This window comes from Streptomyces sp. NPDC126503, from assembly GCF_040302405.1.
Classification (GTDB): domain Bacteria; phylum Actinomycetota; class Actinomycetes; order Streptomycetales; family Streptomycetaceae; genus Streptomyces; species Streptomyces gulbargensis.
The window spans coordinates 133,237-151,222 of record NZ_JBEORS010000004.1; the positions used below are offsets into that span (position 1 = coordinate 133,237).

Consider the following 17,986-nt stretch of genomic DNA (forward strand, 5'->3'; position numbering starts at 1 on the left):
CTTTTCTGCCCCGCTGCCCTTCAACCTAATTGATCAGAGGGCGCAGCGAGGCGACGGCGAGCGCGAACAGCGCCGCCGCGAGGAAGGCGGGGGCGTGCGGTCCGGCCCCGGCGGCCACGGCGCCGCCGAGGACGGCCCCCAGGGGCGTGCCCGCGACGGCGAGGGTGCGGAAGGCCGCCGCGACGCGGCCGAGCATCCCCTCCGGGGCCCGCTCCTGCATGAGGGTCGTCTGGTGCACGTTCCACACCGTCCCCAGGAGACCGAACACCGCCAGGGCCGCGATCGTTACCGCGAGGGTCGGGACGGCGCCCAGGAGCACGAGGCAGCCGGTCTGCGCGGCGCCGGCGAGGAGGATCGCGCGTATGCGCCCGGTCCGTCGGGCCAGGCGCCGGGCGGCGAAGCCTCCGGCGACGGCGCCGGCCGCGTAGGCGGTGACGGAGGCCGCGTACCCCGCCTCCCCCGCTCCCAGTCCGTCGGTGACGTGGACGACCAGGGTGGCGATGAGCACGCCCACGCCGATGTTGCAGAGGGTGGTGGCGACGCAGAGCCCGCGCAGGTCGCGGTCGGCGCGGAGCGCGGCGATGCCCTCGGCCGTCTCGGCGCGCAGGGTGGAGCCGGCCGGGCGGGGCGGCCGGGCGGGGGCGGGGACGCGCAGGGAGGCGATGAGGAGGGCGGCGAGGACGTAGGTGGCGGCGTCGGCGGCGTACGGCACGGCGGGCCCGGCGAGGAGCAGGAGCGGGACGAGGGGCGCGGCGAGCAGCCCTCCGGCGAGCTGCTGGCCGGTCATGAGCCGCGCGTTGGCCCCGGCCAGGGTCCCGGCGGGCACGAGGGCGGGCAGCAGGGCCGTGGCCGCGTTGTCGAAGAGGGTCTGGAGGGTGGTGAGGGCGAAGGTGACGGCGAGGAGGAGGGGAAGGCTCGCGTGGCCGAGGGCGACGGCGGCGGCGAAGCCGGCCATGAGGGCGCCGCGCAGGAGGTCGACGGCCCACATGGCGCGCCGCTGGTCGACCCGGTCGGCGACGGCCCCGCCGAGGAGGCCGAAGAGGAGCCAGGGCAGGAAGCCGCAGGCGGTGACGGAGGCGATGAGGAGCGGGTCGTCGGTGAGGGAGGCGGCGAGCAGAGGCAGCGCGGCGGTGCGCAGCGAATCGCCGAAGCGGGAGACGACGGCCGCCGTCCACAGCCGTCCGAAGCCGCCCCGCCAGGCGGGCGCGGCCCTGGCGCCCGCCGTCCCCGCGGTCTCCGTCGTCGTCACGCGTCCCCCTGGGTCCCGTCGGCCGTCTTCCGTTCCGACGGTAGGGGACGCCACTGACAACGGTTCAGGGAACGGCGAAGGGCCCTGCCGGCGAACGGTGTTCGCGGGCAGGGCCCTTCGGCCGTCGGTTCTTCACACCACGCCGGGAGCGCTCAGATCTCGCCCCGGAGCTTGGCGAGCGCCTCCGCGAGGATCGCCTCGCCGTCGGCGTCGCTGCGCCGCTCGCGGACGTACGCGAGGTGCGTCTTGTAGGGCTCGGTGCGCGGGGGGTCCGGCGGGTTGTCCCGGTCCTGTCCGGCCGGGAAACCGCACCGCGGGCAGTCCCAGGTCTCGGGGACCGCCGCGTCACTGGCGAAGCTCGGCTGGGTCTCGTGCCCGTTCGAGCACCAGAAGGAGATGCGGAGACGCGGTGCCGACTCGCCCCGCTCGGCCTCGCCCATCGGCCCCGCTCCGACCCGGCTCCCCCGGATCGCGTTGCCACTTGCCACGGTCGTAACTCCCTGCGTGATGGTGCTCGAAGATGCCCCAGTCTACGTAAGGCCCAACGCGCGTCCAGTGTTCGGAGTTACCCGTCCAACTTCATCAGCAGACCAAGTACGACAATGCAGGCGAACCACAGCAGGCCGACCACGATCGTGATGCGGTCGAGGTTGCGCTCGGCGACCGAGGAGCCGCCGACGGACGACTGCATGCCGCCACCGAACATGTCGGAGAGGCCGCCGCCCTTTCCCTTGTGCATCAGCACGAGCAGCATCAGCAGCGCGCTGAAGACGATCAGGGCGATCGAGAACCCCATAACCACGGCTGGACCAACTTCCTCGGACTTATACGGACGGGGGCCGGGCACCTGCCCGGCCCCCGCAAGGGTACGACGGATCGCCGCTACGGCATACTCACCGGTCGCGTCACTGGTCGCGGAAGCGCACGATCCTGACGAACTCGTCGGCGTCGAGCGCCGCGCCGCCCACGAGGGCGCCGTCGACGTCGGGCTGCGCCATGATCGCGGCGACGTTGCCGGCCTTGACGGAGCCGCCGTACTGGATGCGGACCTTGTCGGCCAGCTCCTGGGAGTACAGCTCCGCGAGGCGGCCGCGGATCGCCCCGCAGACCTCCTGCGCGTCCTCGGGGGTGGCGACCTCGCCGGTGCCGATGGCCCACACCGGCTCGTAGGCGATCACGATCGACTCGGCCTGCTCGGCCGGGACGTCCTTCAGGCCGCCGTCGACCTGCGCGAGCGTGTGCTCGACCTGGCGGCCGGCCTTGCGGACGTCCAGGCCCTCGCCGACGCAGAGGATCGGGGTCAGGCCGTGCTTGTAGGCGGCCTTCACCTTGGCGTTGCAGACCTCGTCGGTCTCGGCGTGGTACTGGCGGCGCTCGGAGTGGCCGACGGCCACGTAGGAGCACTTCAGCTTGGACAGCATCGCGCCCGAGATCTCACCGGTGTAGGCACCGGAGTCGTGCGCCGAGATGTCCTGGGCGCCGTACTTGATCTTGAGCTTGTCGCCGTCGACCAGGGTCTGGACGGACCGCAGGTCGGTGAAGGGAACCAGGACCGCGACCTCACAGGCGTCGTAGTCCTTGTCGGTCAGCGCGAAGGCGAGCTTCTGGACGTGGGCGATGGCCTCCAGGTGGTTGAGGTTCATCTTCCAGTTGCCCGCCATCAGCGGGGTGCGCGTGCTCATCAGGGGGTCAGTCCTCCAGTGCGGCGAGGCCGGGAAGCGTCTTGCCCTCGAGGTACTCGAGGGAGGCGCCGCCGCCGGTCGAAATGTGGCCGAATGCCTTCTCGTCGAAGCCCAGGGTGCGGACGGCCGCGGCGGAGTCGCCGCCGCCGACCACGGTGAACGCCGGGGAGTCGGCGAGCGCCTGGGCGACGGCCTTGGTGCCCTCGGCGTAGTCGGGGTGCTCGAAGACGCCCATGGGGCCGTTCCAGAAGACGGTGGCCGCGTCGGCGAGCTTCGAGGCGTAGAGCTTACGGGTCTCGGGACCGATGTCCAGGCCCTCCTCCGTCGCGGGGATCGCGTCCGCGGCGACGGTGGTCGGGTTGGCCGGAGCCTTGGTCTTCAGGTCGGGGAACTCGGCCGAGACCAGCACGTCGACGGGGAGGACGAACTCCACGCCGCGCTTCTCGGCCCGCTCCAGGTACTCCCGGCACGCCGGGACCTGGTCCTCCTGGAGCAGGGAGATGCCGACCTCGTGGCCCTGGGCCTTGAGGAAGGTGTAGGCCATGCCGCCGCCGATGAGGATGCGGTCGGCCTTCTCCAGGAGGTGGTCGATGACCCCGAGCTTGTCGGAGACCTTGGCGCCGCCGAGGACGACCACGTACGGCCGCCGCACGTCCTCGGTGAGCTTCTTCAGGACGCCGACCTCGGTGGCGATGAGGTAGCCGGCGGCGTGCGGGAGGCGCGCCGGGAGGTCGTACACCGAGGCGTGCTTGCGGTGCACGGCGCCGAAGCCGTCGCCGACGTAGAGGTCGGCGAGGGCGGCCAGCTCGTCGGCGAAGGCACCGCGCTCGGCGTCGTCCTTCGAGGTCTCGCCGGCGTTGAAGCGCAGGTTCTCGATGACGGCCACCTGGCCGTCGGACAGACCGGCGACGGTGGCCCTGGCGGACTCGCCGACGGTGTCGGTCGCGAAGGCGACGTCGGCACCGAGCAGCTCACCGAGGCGCGCGGCGGCCGGCCCGAGGGAGAACGCCGGGTCCGGGGCACCCTTGGGGCGGCCCAGGTGCGAGGCGACCACGACGCGGGCGCCGGCCTCGGCCAGCGCCTTGACCGTGGGCACGACGGCGCGGATGCGGCCGTCGTCGGTGATGGTGGTGCCGTCGAGCGGCACGTTGAGGTCGGCGCGGACGAACACCCGCTTGCCGGAGACGCCTTCGGCGAGAAGCTCGTCGATCGTCTTCATCTGTTCACAGACTCCTTGGTACGCGGTGGAGCACACGAGACAGGGCTCGCACAGCGCGGCGTTGCGCTGCCCGAGCCCTGCTCACATCGAAAGCCTGCCCTGAACCCTAGAGCTTAGAGCCGGCCGCCGACGAAGACGGTGAGGTCGACGAGACGGTTGGAGTAGCCCCACTCGTTGTCGTACCAGCCGAGGATCTTGACCGAGCTGCCCTCCTGGACCATGGTCAGGGAGGCGTCGAAGGTGCAGGACGCCGGGTCGCTGACGATGTCCGAGGAGACGATCGGGTCCTCGGTGTAGAAGAGGATGCCCTTGAGCGGGCCGTCCTCGGCCGCCTTCTTGAAGGCGGCGTTGACCTCGTCCTTGGTGACCTCGCGGTCGAGGGTGACGACCAGGTCGGTGGCGGATCCGGTCGGGACCGGGACGCGCATGGCGATGCCGTCCAGCTTGCCCTTGAGCTGCGGGAGGACCAGGGCGGTGGCCTTGGCGGCGCCCGTCGTGGTCGGGATGATGTTCTCCGCGGCGGCGCGGGCGCGGCGCAGGTCCTTGTGCGGGAAGTCCAGGATGCGCTGGTCGTTGGTGTACGCGTGGACCGTGGTCATCAGGCCCTTGACGATGCCGAAGTTCTCGTCGAGGACCTTGGCCATCGGCGCGACACAGTTGGTGGTGCAGGACGCGTTGGAGATGACGTCGTGGTTCGCCGGGTCGTACTTGTCCTGGTTGACGCCCATGACGATGGTGATGTCCTCGTCCTTGGCCGGAGCCGAGATGAGGACCTTCTTGGCGCCGCCGGCGAGGTGCTTGGCGGCGTCCTCGCGCTTGGTGAAGATGCCGGTCGACTCGATGACGATGTCGACGCCCAGCTCGCCCCAGGGGATGTCGGCGGGGTTGCGCTCGGACAGGACCTTGATGGTGTGGCCGTCGACGGTGATGGTGTCGGCGGTGTGGGTGACCTCCGCCTTGAGGCGGCCCAGGATGGTGTCGTACTTCAGCAGGTGGGCCGTGGTCGCGGTGTCACCCAGGTCGTTGACGGCCACGACCTCGATGTCAGCACCCTGCTCAAGGAGCGCTCGGAAATAGTTCCGGCCGATGCGGCCAAAGCCGTTGATGCCTACGCGGATCGTCACGAACCGATCTCCTCGTTAGGTACGCCGGTGCACTCGGCGCCGGCGAGAATTTTTGTTTTTTTGGGATGTCCCCGACCGCTTACGACCCTACCTCTCCGGGAGCCGCCGGGTGACATCGAGCGCGTTCCGGCGAGCCCGGAACGTGAGGAACAGGGGCCCGCGGCCCGCACCTACCGGCGGGTACGGGCCGTCTTGGGACCTTTGTCCCGACTACTCTCCGTCAGCGCCGGAGGGCCGTGAGGGCACGGCCGAGGAGCCGTCCGCGCTCCCCCGGATCCGTCACGTGTTCGAGCCCGAAGCCGAGCAGGACGGTGTCCCGGGTGGTGACCGCGGCCTGCGAGTGGAACAGGGCCGGTGAACGCCTCCAGTCCGAACCGTTGACCGGGCTGCCCGCCGGGGCGCCCGGCACGGACCACGCGCCGAGCGAGGTCTCGAAGCCCTCGGTCTCGGCCGCGGCACCGGTGACCAGACGGACGTCGTCCACGAAGGCGCCGGTCTCGCCGGTGCTCGGATCGGAGACGTACGAGAAGGACAGCTCGACCTTCTTGCCGGCCCAGGCGCTCAGGTCGACGGAGGCCTGCCGCCAGCCGTTGGAGGGGCCGGTGAAGGCGTGCCAGGCGCCGGAGGTGCCGGTGGCGGCGCAGGCTCCGCCGCCGACGGTGAGGTAGTGGGCGAGGAAGGGGTGGCCGCGCACGTAGTAGCCCTCGCCGCAGTCGGCCGGGGGCTCGGCGGACGTGCCGCCGTTGCGGTCGGGCAGGGTCGTCCAGTCGTCCTGGCCGGCGGTGCGGGCCTCGACCACCAGGTGGTCGTAGCCGGGCTCGGTGTCGTGGCTGACCTGGAAGTCCAGGCGCGGCGCGGCCGCCGCGGCGACCCCGGTCAGGTCGACGGTCCTGCTGAGCCGGGCCCAGGTGTCGTCGGCGTGGGTGACGGCGGCGAAGGAGGTGCCCTCGGCGGGTTCGAAGGGGGTACGGACGCCGGGGTAGCCGCCGGCGGCGGCGCTGCTCGCGAACTGCGGGAAGGTCTTCGGGTCGAGGGTGTCGGAGGTGACCGTGTACGCCCCGGCGTTGTCCGGCGGGTTGTCCCCGGCGGGACCGAGGGCCGCCGCGGCGCCGCCGAGGCGGCCGCTCCCGGCGAAGGACGCCGGGCCGTTCAGGCCGGCCCGGTGGTAGGCGCCGAGGTAGTACTGGGCGAAGTCGTTGGACTCGGCACGGCCGATGCGGGTGAGCCCGCCGGACTTCTCCCCCGCGTTGACCAGCTTGCCGCCCTCGTTGAGATAGGCGCGGACGGCCAGCTGGACGGCGCCGGAGGGGCGCTCGGCGCCGGTGTACCAGACGACGGTGCGGAAGTGGGACAGGACGCCGAGGGGGTGCGGGGTGCCCTGGGTGGCGACGTCCCAGACGGCGGCCCGGCGGCCGGTGGCGGCGAGCGCCTTCACGTAGGTGCCGGCGTGCCGCGCGGCGGTGGTGCCGCCCTCCTCGGCGAGGACCAGGACGTCACCGCGCGGCCGCTCGGCGACGGTGTACGTGAACGGGGCGGAGGCGGTCGCCCGCCCCTCGCCCGTGCGGGCGGTGAACCGCACCTCGACGGTGTCGCCCGGCCGGGCACCGCGCACCACGGCCCGGTACTCGTCGAAGTACAGGTTGTCCTCGCCGCCGAAGGTCTCGCCGCCCTCCCAGGCCTCCAGCGGCACGCCGCGGGCGCGCCCGCCGTTGATCCGGTACGTGAGGGTCTTGCCGCGCAGGCTCTTGCGCGCGGTGACGGCGACCTCCTGGTCCCCGCCGCCCGCGTAGGAGGTGGTGAAGGCGTCGGGGGTGAAGTCGGGGGCCTCGGCGCCGACCGGGGAGACCGGCCGGTCGGGGCGGGCCGCGGATTCGGCGACGGCCAGCGCGAAGGGGACGTTCTTGGCGAACTCGGCCTGGATCAGCTTCTCGTCGTCGGGGAAGGTGAAGGCGGAGGCACAGTCGGCCGGTTCCCAGGCGTCGTTCGGGTCGGCCCGGGAGACCGTGGCGCAGGTCGACATCTCCGGGGTGAACATCTGCATGCCGTTGACGTTGGCGGCGTGGCCGTCCGCCTCACCGTTGGTGATGTACAGCTCGGAGGAGACCTGCGGCCGGTAGCCGGGCACGGCCGGGTTCTGCGGGGTGCCCGCGAGCGCCTTCAGGGCGGTGTCGTCGGGCGTGTCGGTGGCGACCTGCCAGCCGACGCCGTACAGCAGCAGCTGCGCGGCGGAGTGGTAGTTGATGCCGTACGAGAAGCCGATGCGCTTCTGGAAGGCGTCGAGGGCCCGGGTCTCGGGCTCCGACATGGGACCGGGGCCGCGGTAGGTCTCGTCGGCCGGGTCGGGGGACGAACCCTCGTTGTCGTAGCCCCACTTGTAGGCGAAGTTGCGGTTGAGGTCGACGCCGTCGCCCGGCGTGATCCGGCCGTCGCCGTCGTTGTCGCGGAGGTTCTTGCGCCACTGCCGGTTCGCCGGGTCGGCGTGGGTGAAGTCGTAGCCGTCCGGATTGGCGGAGAGGACGAACCACAGTTCGGTGGAGTCGACGATGCGGGTGATCCGCGGGTCCCGGCCGTAGTGGTCGAGGTAGTGGTGGAGCAGCCGCCGGGTCATCTCGGGCGTGATCCACTCACGGGCGTGCTGGTTGGAGAGGTAGAGCGTGGCGGGCCGTGAGCCGTCCTTGACGCGCGGGGCGCCCTTGGTGACCTTGACGGCGAGGATGTCCTGACCCCGGACGGTCCGGCCGAGGGAGACGACCTTGGTGAGGTCCGGACGGGCGCGGGCGGTGTCCAGGATCTCCTGCTTGAGGCCGCCGGGACCGCTGTACGGGCGGAAGACGCCGTCCCCCGCGGCGGCGGCGCGCCGCTCGGCCCCGGCGGGCAGGGTGTGCTCGGTGAGCGTGACGCCGCGGGCGCGCAGCTGCCCGGCCTGGTCGCCGGTGAGGTGGAGCTCGAGGGTGGCGGTGCCCCGGTCGGGCACCTGCTCGGTCAGTTCGTGGGCGTCGGTCCCGGCCTCCAGGAGCAGGGGCACCTGCTCCTGGGTGACCTCGGCGCGCCAGACGGAGAGGGTGTCACCGCCCTCCGGGTCCTTCGGCTGTGCTCCGGCGGCGGGTGCCGCCGTCACTCCGGCGATCAGCAGTGAAGCCGCGGCGAGGATGGATCTCGCTCTGCGTCTCATGAGCCCCCCTTGCTGTGGTCCGTCACGAAGGTGAACGGACGCCAGGCTTCTGGGGACCCGGAGTGGTGTCAAGGGTGCCTCGCGGGCCGTTCACACGACTGCCGGTGCCCCGGAAAGGGCACCGGCAGGGTGGACCGGAGGGTTTTGTACGGTCAGCCGACGAGGCTGTCGTCCAGCTCCTCGGTGAGGTTGGACTCGGTCCCGGGGATGCCGAGGTCCTGGGCCCGCTTGTCGGCCATGGCGAGCAGCCGGCGGATGCGGCCGGCGACGGCGTCCTTGGTCAGCGGCGGGTCGGCGAGTGCGCCCAGCTCCTCCAGGGAGGCCTGCTTGTGCTCCATGCGGAGCCGGCCGGCGGCGGCGAGGTGCTCGGGCACCTCCTCGCCGAGGATCTCCAGGGCGCGCTGCACCCGGGCCCCGGCGGCGACCGCGGCGCGGGCCGAGCGGCGCAGGTTGGCGTCGTCGAAGTTGGCCAGCCGGTTGGCGGTGGCGCGGACCTCGCGCCGCATCCGCCGCTCCTCCCAGGCGAGCACCGACTCGTGGGCGCCGAGGCGGGTCAGCAGGGCGCCGATGGCGTCGCCGTCGCGGACGACGACCCGGTCCACGCCCCGTACCTCACGGGCCTTGGCGGCGATGGAGAGCCGGCGGGCCGCGCCGACCAGGGCGAGGGCGGCCTCCGGGCCGGGGCAGGTGACCTCCAGGGAGGAGGACCGGCCGGGCTCGGTGAGCGAGCCGTGGGCCAGGAAGGCTCCGCGCCAGGCGGCCTCGGCGTCACAGGTGGCCCCGGAGACGACCTGCGGGGGCAGGCCTCGGATGGGGCGGCCGCGGCCGTCGACCAGGCCGGTCTGGCGGGCCAGCTGGTCGCCGCCCGCCACCACCCGTACGACGAAGCGGGAGCCCCGGCGCAGTCCGCCGGGGGCCATCACGATCAGCTCCGAGCTGTGCCCGAAGATCTCCATGATGTCCCGCTTGAGCCGGCGGGCGGCCATGGCCGTGTCCAGCTCCGCCTCGATCACGATGCGTCCGCTCACCAGGTGCAGCCCGCCGGCGAACCGCAGGATCGACGAGACCTCTGCCTTCCTGCAGCAGGTCCGGGTGACGGGGAGCCGGGAGATCTCGTCCTTCACCGCTGCCGTCATCGCCATGGGCCGATCCTTCCATGCATCCGAAAAATACGGTCGTACGCGGCGGCCAACCGCTCCGGGTCGTGCTTCGGAGCACCGTCGGCCCTGGCCACCGGTGCCAGCTCGACCGCGGCGCCGAGCCGCTTGGCGGCGTCGACGAGGGGTTCCCTTGCTGACACGTCGGGCACGGCGGCCTCGTCGGCCAGCACCACGTCCAGGGCGAGTTTAGGGGCGTGTCGTCCCAAAACCTCCAAATGACGCTGCGGGGAGAAGCCCTCGGTTTCTCCGGGCTGCGGCGCCAGGTTGAGGGAGAGCACCTTCCGGGCCTTCGTCTCGACCAGCGCGTCGAGCAGTTCCGGCACCAGGAGGTGCGGGATCACGGAGGAGAACCAGGAGCCGGGACCGAGGACCACCCAGTCGGCGTCCAGGACGGCGGCGACGGCCTCGGGCACGGCGGGCGGGTCGTGCGGCACCAGGTGCACGGACTGCACCTCACCGGGGGTGAGCGCCACCGTCGCCTGGCCCCGGACCACGTCGACGTCGTCCGGGCGGGCCGGGTCGTGGCCCCGCACCAGGGCCTGGAGCTCCAGGGGGACCGCGGACATGGGCAGCACCCGGCCCTGGGCGCCGAGCAGGCGCCCCACCAGGTCGAGGGCCTGCACGGGGTCGCCGCCGAGCTGTTCCCAGAGGGCGACGATCAGGAGGTTGCCGACGGCGTGGCCGCCCATCTCGCCCTTGGAGCGGAAACGGTGCTGGATGACCCGGGCCCAGGTCTGGCCCCAGTCGTCGTCGCCGCAGAGCGCGGCGAGCGCCTTGCGCAGGTCGCCCGGGGGCAGGACGCCCAGCTCCTGGCGGAGCCGGCCGCTCGAGCCGCCGTCGTCGGCGACGGTGACGACGGCGGTGAGGTCGCCGGTGATCCGGCGCAGCGCGGCGAGGGAGGCCGACAGGCCCATGCCGCCGCCCAGCGCGACGACCTTGGGCTGGGCCCCGCGCCTGCGGAGCGTACGCCGCACCGTGAGGGTGGACGTGCGCCGACGGTACGGCTTCACTCGCGCCCCATGTCCCGGTGCACGACGACGGTCTCGACCCCTTCGGCGGCGAGGCGGGCGGCGAGGCGCTCGGCGGTGGCCACGGAACGGTGCTTGCCGCCCGTGCAGCCGACGGCGACGGTCACGTACCGCTTGCCCTCACGGCGGTAGCCGGCGGCGATCAGCTGGAGCAGCTCGGTGTAGCGGTCCAGGAACTCCTTGGCGCCGGGCTGGTTGTAGACGTAGTTCGCGACCTCCTCGTTGAGGCCGGTGAAGGGCCTCAGCTCGGGAACCCAGTGGGGGTTGGGCAGGAAGCGCATGTCGACCACGAGGTCGGCGTCGACCGGCAGGCCGTACTTGAAGCCGAAGGACATGACGGTGGCCCGCAGCTCGGGCTCCTCGTCGCCGGCGAACTGGGCGTCCATCTTGGCGCGCAGCTCGTGGACGTTGAGGCTGGAGGTGTCGATCACCAGGTCGGCGTCGCCGCGCAGCTCGCGCAGCAGGTCGCGCTCGGCGGCGATGCCGTCGGTGATGCGGCCGTCGCCCTGGAGGGGGTGGGGCCTGCGGACGGACTCGAAGCGCCGGACGAGGGCCTCGTCGGAGGACTCCAGGAAGACGATCCGGCGGGTGACCTGCTTGGCGTCCAGGTCGGCGAGGGACTCGCGGAGGTTGTCGAAGAACTGCCGGCCGCGCACGTCGACGACGACGGCGATGCGGGCGACGTTGCCCTGGGAGCGGGCGCCGAGCTCCACCATGGTGGGGATCAGCGCGGGCGGCAGGTTGTCCACGACGAACCAGCCGAGGTCCTCCAGGCACTTGGCCGCGGTGGACCGGCCGGCCCCGGACATGCCGGAGATGATGACCAGCTCGGGGATGGCCGCCTCGGCGCCGTTGTCGCCGGGGGTCTCCTTCGTGCCCGTACTCACGTGTCCTGCTCCGTCTTCTCGGTCGTGCCCGCCGTGCGTGGGGTGCTGCTCGTCGTGCTCGGTCATGCGGTGGTGCCCCCGTCGTCTTCCATGATCTCTCCTGTCGCCGTGTTCACGGCGGGTGCGGCCGGGGCCGCCTGGGCGAGGGCCACGACGACCGCCTCCGCGGTCTTCCTGCCCATGCCGGGGACCGCGCAGATCTGCTCGATTGTCGCCTGCCGGAGCCGCTTCACCGAGCCGAAATGCTTGATCAGGGCCTGCTTCCGGGTGGCGCCGAGGCCGGGGACGTCGTCGAGGGGGCTGGTCCGGATGCGTTTGGTCCGCTTGGACCGCTGGTAGCGGATGGCGAAGTCGTGAGCAGTGTCACGCACGCGCTGCAGGAGGTAGAGGCCCTCGCTGGCGCGGGGCAGCACCACGGGGTCGTCCTCACCGGGGAGCCACACCTCCTCCAGGCGCTTGGCGAGGCCGCAGACGGCCACGTCGTCGACGCCGAGCTCGTCCAGGGCCCGCCGGGCGGCGGCGACCTGCGGCTGCCCGCCGTCGACCACGACGAGCTGCGGCGGGTACGCGAAGCGCTTCGGGCGGCCGTCGTCCTCCCGGCCCTCGGGCGCGGCCGGGACCTCCCCGTCGGCCGGGAGGTCCCACTCGCCGGTCTTCTCCTTCTCGGCGAGGTAGCGCTTGAAGCGGCGGCCGATCACCTCGTACATGGACCGGACGTCGTCCTGGCCCTCGAAGCTCTTGATCTGGAAGCGGCGGTACTCGCTCTTGCGGGGCAGGCCGTCCTCGAAGACGACCATGGACGCCACCACGTCCTCGCCCTGGAGGTGGGAGACGTCGAAGCACTCGATCCGCAGCGGGGCGGTGTCCAGGCCCAGGGCGTCGGCGATCTCCTCCAGGGCCCGCGAGCGGGTGGTGAGGTCGCTGGCGCGCTTGGTCTTGTGCAGGACGAGGGCCTGCTGCGCGTTGCGCGCGACCGTCTCCATCAGGGCCTTCTTGTCGCCGCGCTGCGGCACGCGCAGCGAGACGCCGGAACCGCGGCGGCCGGCGAGCCAGGCGGAGAGCGCCTCGGCGTCGTCGGGGAGCGCGGGGACCAGGACCTCCTTGGGGACCGCGTCGCCGCTCTCCTCCCCGTACAGCTGCTGGAGCGCGTGCTCGACGAGCCCGGCGGTGTCGACGGCCTCGACCTTGTCGGTGACCCAGCCGCGCTGGCCGCGGACCCGGCCGCCGCGCACGTGGAAGATCTGGACGGCGGCCTCCAGCTCGTCCTCGGCGAGGGCCACGAGGTCGGCGTCGGTGGCGTCGGCGAGGACGACCGCGTTCTTCTCCATGGCCCGGCGCAGGGCCGTCAGGTCGTCGCGGAGCCGCGCGGCCTTCTCGTACTCCATGTCCTCGGCCGCCGCCGTCATCAGCTTCTCCAGGCGGCGCAGGTACGCGCCGGTGCGGCCGGCCATGAAGTCGCAGAACTCCTCGGCCAGTTCGCGGTGCTCCCCGGGGGAGACACGGCCGACGCAGGGCGCCGAGCACTTGCCGATGTAGCCGAGGAGGCAGGGACGTCCGGCCGAGGCGGCGTTGCGGAAGACGCCGGCCGAGCAGGTGCGGACGGGGAAGACGCGGAGCATCAGGTCGACGGTCTCGCGGATGGCCCAGGCGTGCGCGTAGGGCCCGAAGTAGCGCACGCCCTTCTTCTTGTGGCCGCGCATGACCTGGACGCGGGGGAACTCCTCGTTCAGCGTGACCGCGAGGTAGGGGTAGGACTTGTCGTCCCGGTACTTCACGTTGAACCGGGGGTCGAACTCCTTGATCCAGGAGTACTCCAGCTGCAGCGCCTCGACCTCGGTGGAGACCACGGTCCACTCCACGGAGGCGGCCGTGGTGACCATCGTGGCCGTCCGCGGGTGCAGGCTCGCGAGCGGCTGGAAGTAGTTCGCGAGCCGCTGGCGCAGGGACTTCGCCTTGCCGACGTAGATCACCCGGCGGTGCTCGTCACGGAACTTGTAGACCCCCGGCGAGTCGGGGATCTGACCCGGCTTGGGGCGGTAGCTGGAGGGGTCTGCCATGCTCCCCACCCTACTGGCGGCCACCGACAGCCCGGCCTGCGCCGGAGGCGCCCCCGGCGCAGGCCGGGGGCACGGTCCGGGCCCGGGGGTGGGGGCCCCGGGCCCGGAGTGCGGGCCGCCGCCGGCTCAGCCCTCCGCGCGGGCGCGGCGCCGCAGCGCCGCCGCGGCCGTCAGGGCGAGGGCGAGGACCGCTCCGGCCCCGGCGGCCGCGGAGACGGCGGTGAGGGGGGCGCCGCCGGTACGGGCCGGCGCTGCGGCCGTGGCCGTGGTCGGGGCGTCCGCCGCCGGGGCCGCACCGGCCGCGTAGCCGCCCGCCGCGCCCTTCCGCGCGTAGGCCGAGCCGGGGAGCTTGTCGCCGTACGCGCGCGCCACCCGGTCCCGGTAGGCGGCGAGGCTCGTCCCGGCGCGGCCGACCGCCCGGGTCGCGTCCTCGTCCAGCGGGAGCACCTTCGTGCCCTTCTGGACGTACCAGGCGTCGATCTGCGGCTCGCGGAAGACGAGGCCGCCGGGGAGCAGGCGCCCGCCGCGCTCGGCGTACCGGATCTCGTCGTCGCCGGTGGCGATGTTCACCACCTGCCAGCCGTCCGCGCCCCGCACCGTCCACAGGGCGGCCTTCCGGCCGTCGGCGGCGACGGCGCGGCTCGCCCGGTACTCCTCCCGTGCCACCGGTGCCCCGGGCCGTCCGGCGACGAAGTCCGGGGAGAGGATCCGCACCGGTACGGACGCGCCGTCGATGCGGGGCGCCGCGGCGGCGGCCGCGGACGCGGCGGCCGCCGGGGCCGCGTCGCGGGCGAAGAACCGGGCGAGGGTGCCCAGGGTGGCGGGCGCGGCGGCCGCCGCCTCGGGCGTCGGGGCGGACGGCGGAGCGCCGGCGGAGGCGGGCGGCGCTGCCAGGGCGATCAGCGCGGCGGCGGCCGCGAGGCCGGCGGCCCCGGCCCGCACGGTGGCGGCCGTCGTCGTTCGCGTCGTTCTCTTCATCGTCCTCACGCCCCTATCCGGTAGAGCGAGTGGGTCCAGGAGAAGGAGCCGTTGTTCACGTACCAGGCGTGGGAGGCCCAGTTGTAGCGGTCGCTGGAGGGCCAGGGGTCGCCCCAGTACACCCAGCTGTCGGTGTCGTCGTAGCCGTACACGACGTGCATGTGGCCGCCGCCGCTCGCCCACTGGATGCGGGTCTCGACGGGCCGGCCGGCGTTGATCTCGCTCTGCACGGTCGAGTAGCGCAGCCAGCCGTCGACGTACGAGCCGGGGTTGATACCGGCCCAGCGCAGTCCGGTCTGGACGTTGCCGAGGGTGGCCTGCCAGTTGGGGCAGTCGTAGCCCTGCTGCCGGTTGAAGGCGGCGTTGCAGAACTGGTTCTGGCTGTACGAGCGGCCGAACCAGGCGGCGATGGTGTTGCCGCCGGCGGCCCAGCACCAGTTGGTCTTCTGCTGGGCCTGCATGGTGATGTTCAGCCGCTTGGCGGCGAAGGCGGAGACGTCCTCGCCGCCCGGGGCGGCGGCGGTGACGGGGGCGGCGGAGGCGACCGCGGCCTGGGGGGCGGCGGTGGCCGGGGTGGCGGTGGGGACGAGGAAGAGTGCCGCAGCGGCGGCGGCCGGCGCCACGAGGGACAGCCTTCTTCTGCGCATCGCGTTCCTCCCGGGGTGGGGGGTGGGGATGAAGTGGGGGGTGTGGAGGAGCGCGTCCGGACGCTGGTCAGGAGCATCGGGCGTTGTCCGGATCCGGTCAACACGCTTCAATGCGGGATGACATCGGGCTGTGAACGGTGTGACCCGCCTGTGAACGGGCGCCGCGCCCCACCTGCCCGCCCGCCGTCCCCGGCGCGGCGGGCCGCCCTCAGGAGTGAACGTTCACGGAGGAGCCCTCGTGAGCCACACCGAGGCCGATCTGGTGCAGCTGCTGCACACCGGCCCTTTCCATCTGGCCCTGCGCACCGCGCTGGCCGTGCGCGGCCTGCCGCTCCAACGGGTCCAGCACCATCTGGCGCACCGGGGCGTCAAGGTCGGCGTGACCTCGCTGAGTTACTGGCAGCAGGGGGCCCGGCGGCCCCGGCGGCCCGAGTCCCTCAAGGCGGTCAGGGCCCTGGAGGAGGTGCTGCAGCTGCCCGGCAACTCGCTGCTGCGGCTGCTGTCGGCGGACGCCGCCGGTCGCGCCGAGGTGGAGCGGCCGGCGGCCCGCTCGTACCGCTCCCTGGTGGAGGCCTCCGGCACGGTCGAGCGGCTGCTCGCCGAGCTGGAGTCCCCGGCGGACGGCGGGCTGCACACGGTCGGGCAGATCGACCGGGTACGGATCGGGGCGGCGCGGCAACTGCTCGGGCGGGACACCCAGCAGGTGGTGCGGGCGCACCGGGACGGCGTGGACCGGTACGTGGCCGTCCATCACGGCGACCCGGGCTGCGATCCGTCGCGGGTGGCGGTGCGGGCGGTGGAGAACTGCCGCGCGGGGCGGGTGCGGTGGCACGCGGAGACAGGTGTGCTGGTGGCGGAGCTGCTGTTCGACGCGCGGCTGCGGGCCGGGGACACGCACCTGTTCGCGTACGGCTTCGACGACGGTACGGCGGGGCCGAGCGGGGAGTACGTCCGCGGGTTCACCTTCGCCGCCGGGCAGTACGTGCTCCAGGTCCGGTTCGACGAGGCCGCGCTTCCGGTGCGGTGCCGCCGGTTCGCGCAGGCGTCGGCGGGGGCGCCGCGGGGCGGCCGGGCCGAGCTGACCCTGCACGGCCCCCACCGCACGGTGCACCTCGCGGAGCAGGGGGTGCGTCCCGGGCTCCTGGGGATCGACTGGGACTGGGCGTGAGACCGGGACGGGCCGCGCGCGGGGTGTGCGGGGGCGCGCGTGGCGGAGGGGTGGGGCCCGGGGGCCGGGATCAGGCCTCGGGGCCCGCGATCAGCTTGCCGTTCTCGACGCGGACCGGGACCTCCGGGAGCGGGACGGTGGCGGGGCCCTTGAGCGCCTTGCCGGTCGTGACGTCGAAGCGGCTGCCGTGGCAGGGGCAGTTCCCCTCGTTGTCCTGGATCTTGTCCAGGACGCAGCCGGCGTGGGTGCACTGGGCGCTGAACGCCTTGTACTCACCCTTGGCCGGGCAGCTCACCAGGAGCCGCTGCTCGCGGTAGAGCTTCGCGCCGCCGACGGGCACGGCGTCCGGGGCGCCGAGGTCGACCGGGGCGGTCGGGGTCGGGACCGTGGCGTGGCCGAGCTTGGACTCGGTGGAGCAGGCGGCGACTCCCAGCCCGGCGGCACCGGCGAGCGCGGCGCCTTTCAGGACGGTGCGGCGGGTGGACTGGCCGGACATGAGCGCTCCACGGGGCTGGCGGTACGGAGGTGTCGCGACCGACGATACCGGCGCGGATTCGTGTGCTTTCGGGCGGGCCTGTCATGGCGGGCGGACATGGGTTACGTTCCGGTACGTGATCGTCGTCGCCGGTGAGTCCCTGATCGACCTGGTCCCCGACGGGGCGGCCGGGCCCGTGTCCGCGCTGTCCCCGCTGCTCCCCCGGCCGGGCGGTGGGCCCTACAACACGGCCGTCGCCCTGGGGCGGCTGGGCGCCCCGGTGGCCTTCTGTTCCCGGGTGTCGACGGACGCGTTCGGCGAGGTCCTGATGGGGGGCCTCGCGGAGGCCGGGGTGGCGACGGGGCTGGTGCAGCGGGGACCGGAGCCGACCTCGCTCGCGGTGGCGACGGTGGGGCCGGACGGTTCGGCCCGGTACGGCTTCTACGTGGAGGGGACGGCGGACCGGCTGTTCGAGCTGCCCGGGCCGCTCCCGGCGGAGGCGCGGGCGCTGTGCCTCGGCACCTGCTCCTTGGTCCTGGAGCCGGGGGCGAGCGCGTACGAGGCGCTGCTGCGGCGCGAGGCGGGCCGGGGGGTGCTGACGCTGCTCGACCCGAACGTGCGGCCCGGCCTGATCCCGGACCCGGAGGCGTACCGGCGCCGTTTCGATGACTGGCTGCGTCACGTCTCGCTCCTGAAGCTCTCGGAGGAGGACGCCGCCTGGCTGGGCGGCTCCCCCGCCGCGTGGCGGGCGCGCGGGCCGGCCGCGGTGGTCGTGACGCGGGGCGGGGCCGGCCTGTCGGTGGTCACGGAGGCGTTCGAGGTGTCGGTGCCGGGGGTGCCGGTGCGGATCGCGGACACCATCGGCGCCGGGGACACGGTGAACGCGGCCCTGCTGCACGGTCTCGGCGACCGCAGGCCGGAGGTCCTTTCGGCGGAGGAGTGGCGGGAGCTGCTGACGTACGCGGCGAGAGCGGCGGCCGTCACCTGCACCCGCCCCGGCGCGGAACCGCCGTACGCGCACGAGCTGCGGGGCTGAGGGAGCGGCGGTCCGCGCTCCCGGCGACCGGACCCGGGGTGCATCACGGCCGCGGTCCCCGGATCGGTCCGGGGCCCGCGGCCGTGGTGGTCCGGCGACGGAGG

At 73.4% G+C, this 17,986-nt stretch carries 16 protein-coding genes; 2 read left to right on the top strand and 14 right to left on the bottom strand.

From position 1 onward, the window contains the following. Window positions 1-25 precede the first annotated feature (25 nt). The 13 genes from ABTY40_RS07595 to ABTY40_RS07655 form a co-directional block, all read right to left on the bottom strand. Entirely contained in the window at window positions 26-1,249 is a 1,224-nt protein-coding gene (locus tag ABTY40_RS07595) for an MFS transporter (RefSeq protein WP_352058662.1), read from the bottom strand. 152 nt (window positions 1,250-1,401) lie between these two features. Further along, window positions 1,402-1,737 (bottom strand): RNA polymerase-binding protein RbpA, encoded by a 336-nt coding sequence (locus ABTY40_RS07600; protein ID WP_309055485.1) that lies wholly within the window; start codon window positions 1,735-1,737, stop codon window positions 1,402-1,404. A gap of 77 nt (window positions 1,738-1,814) precedes the next feature. Next, complete coding sequence (gene secG / locus ABTY40_RS07605) at window positions 1,815-2,045, bottom strand: preprotein translocase subunit SecG (RefSeq protein ID WP_309055488.1); 231 nt, start codon at window positions 2,043-2,045, stop codon at window positions 1,815-1,817. A gap of 109 nt (window positions 2,046-2,154) precedes the next feature. Further along, window positions 2,155-2,931: a triose-phosphate isomerase gene (tpiA, locus tag ABTY40_RS07610; protein ID WP_345280837.1), complete on the bottom strand. Its 777-nt coding sequence runs from the start codon at window positions 2,929-2,931 to the stop codon at window positions 2,155-2,157. A 7-nt stretch (window positions 2,932-2,938) separates the two neighbouring features. Then, entirely contained in the window at window positions 2,939-4,150 is a 1,212-nt protein-coding gene (locus ABTY40_RS07615; protein WP_352058663.1) for a phosphoglycerate kinase, read from the bottom strand. Between the two features lie 113 nt (window positions 4,151-4,263). Then, entirely contained in the window at window positions 4,264-5,274 is a 1,011-nt protein-coding gene (gene gap / locus ABTY40_RS07620; RefSeq protein WP_352058664.1) for a type I glyceraldehyde-3-phosphate dehydrogenase, read from the bottom strand. Between the two features lie 220 nt (window positions 5,275-5,494). Further along, the gene (locus tag ABTY40_RS07625) at window positions 5,495-8,446 is read right to left on the bottom strand and encodes a M14 family metallopeptidase (protein WP_352058665.1); all 2,952 of its coding nucleotides are present in this window, start codon (window positions 8,444-8,446) and stop codon (window positions 5,495-5,497) included. Between the two features lie 152 nt (window positions 8,447-8,598). Further along, window positions 8,599-9,588: a DNA-binding protein WhiA gene (gene whiA, locus ABTY40_RS07630; protein WP_030205996.1), complete on the bottom strand. Its 990-nt coding sequence runs from the start codon at window positions 9,586-9,588 to the stop codon at window positions 8,599-8,601. Next, a complete protein-coding gene (locus tag ABTY40_RS07635; protein ID WP_309051575.1) occupies window positions 9,579-10,616 on the bottom strand; it encodes a gluconeogenesis factor YvcK family protein in 1,038 nt (345 codons plus the stop codon). The genes whiA and ABTY40_RS07635 overlap by 10 nt, the downstream gene beginning before the upstream one ends. Beyond that, on the bottom strand, window positions 10,613-11,587 hold the full coding sequence (rapZ, locus tag ABTY40_RS07640; protein WP_309051574.1) for an RNase adapter RapZ: 975 nt from the start codon (window positions 11,585-11,587) through the stop codon (window positions 10,613-10,615). Before rapZ ends, ABTY40_RS07635 begins: the two co-directional genes overlap by 4 nt. Then, the gene (gene uvrC / locus ABTY40_RS07645) at window positions 11,584-13,578 is read right to left on the bottom strand and encodes an excinuclease ABC subunit UvrC (RefSeq protein WP_352058666.1); all 1,995 of its coding nucleotides are present in this window, start codon (window positions 13,576-13,578) and stop codon (window positions 11,584-11,586) included. The genes rapZ and uvrC overlap by 4 nt, the downstream gene beginning before the upstream one ends. Before the next feature lie 126 nt (window positions 13,579-13,704). Continuing rightward, window positions 13,705-14,556, bottom strand: coding sequence for a hypothetical protein (locus ABTY40_RS07650; protein ID WP_352058667.1), 852 nt, complete (start codon window positions 14,554-14,556; stop codon window positions 13,705-13,707). Between the two features lie 5 nt (window positions 14,557-14,561). After that, window positions 14,562-15,203 (bottom strand): papain-like cysteine protease family protein, encoded by a 642-nt coding sequence (locus ABTY40_RS07655; RefSeq protein ID WP_352058668.1) that lies wholly within the window; start codon window positions 15,201-15,203, stop codon window positions 14,562-14,564. Between the two features lie 238 nt (window positions 15,204-15,441). Here ABTY40_RS07655 and ABTY40_RS07660 point away from each other — a divergent pair, with 238 nt between their 5' ends. Then, window positions 15,442-16,371 (top strand): hypothetical protein, encoded by a 930-nt coding sequence (locus tag ABTY40_RS07660; RefSeq protein ID WP_352058669.1) that lies wholly within the window; start codon window positions 15,442-15,444, stop codon window positions 16,369-16,371. Window positions 16,372-16,441: 70 nt separating this feature from the next. Here the strand turns inward: ABTY40_RS07660 and ABTY40_RS07665 are convergent, their stop codons facing one another. Continuing rightward, a complete protein-coding gene (locus ABTY40_RS07665; protein ID WP_345280857.1) occupies window positions 16,442-16,867 on the bottom strand; it encodes a Rieske (2Fe-2S) protein in 426 nt (141 codons plus the stop codon). 115 nt (window positions 16,868-16,982) lie between these two features. On the opposite strand from ABTY40_RS07665, the gene ABTY40_RS07670 reads away from it, so the two are divergent. After that, the gene (locus ABTY40_RS07670; protein ID WP_352058670.1) at window positions 16,983-17,882 is read left to right on the top strand and encodes a carbohydrate kinase family protein; all 900 of its coding nucleotides are present in this window, start codon (window positions 16,983-16,985) and stop codon (window positions 17,880-17,882) included. Window positions 17,883-17,986: the final 104 nt, after the last annotated feature.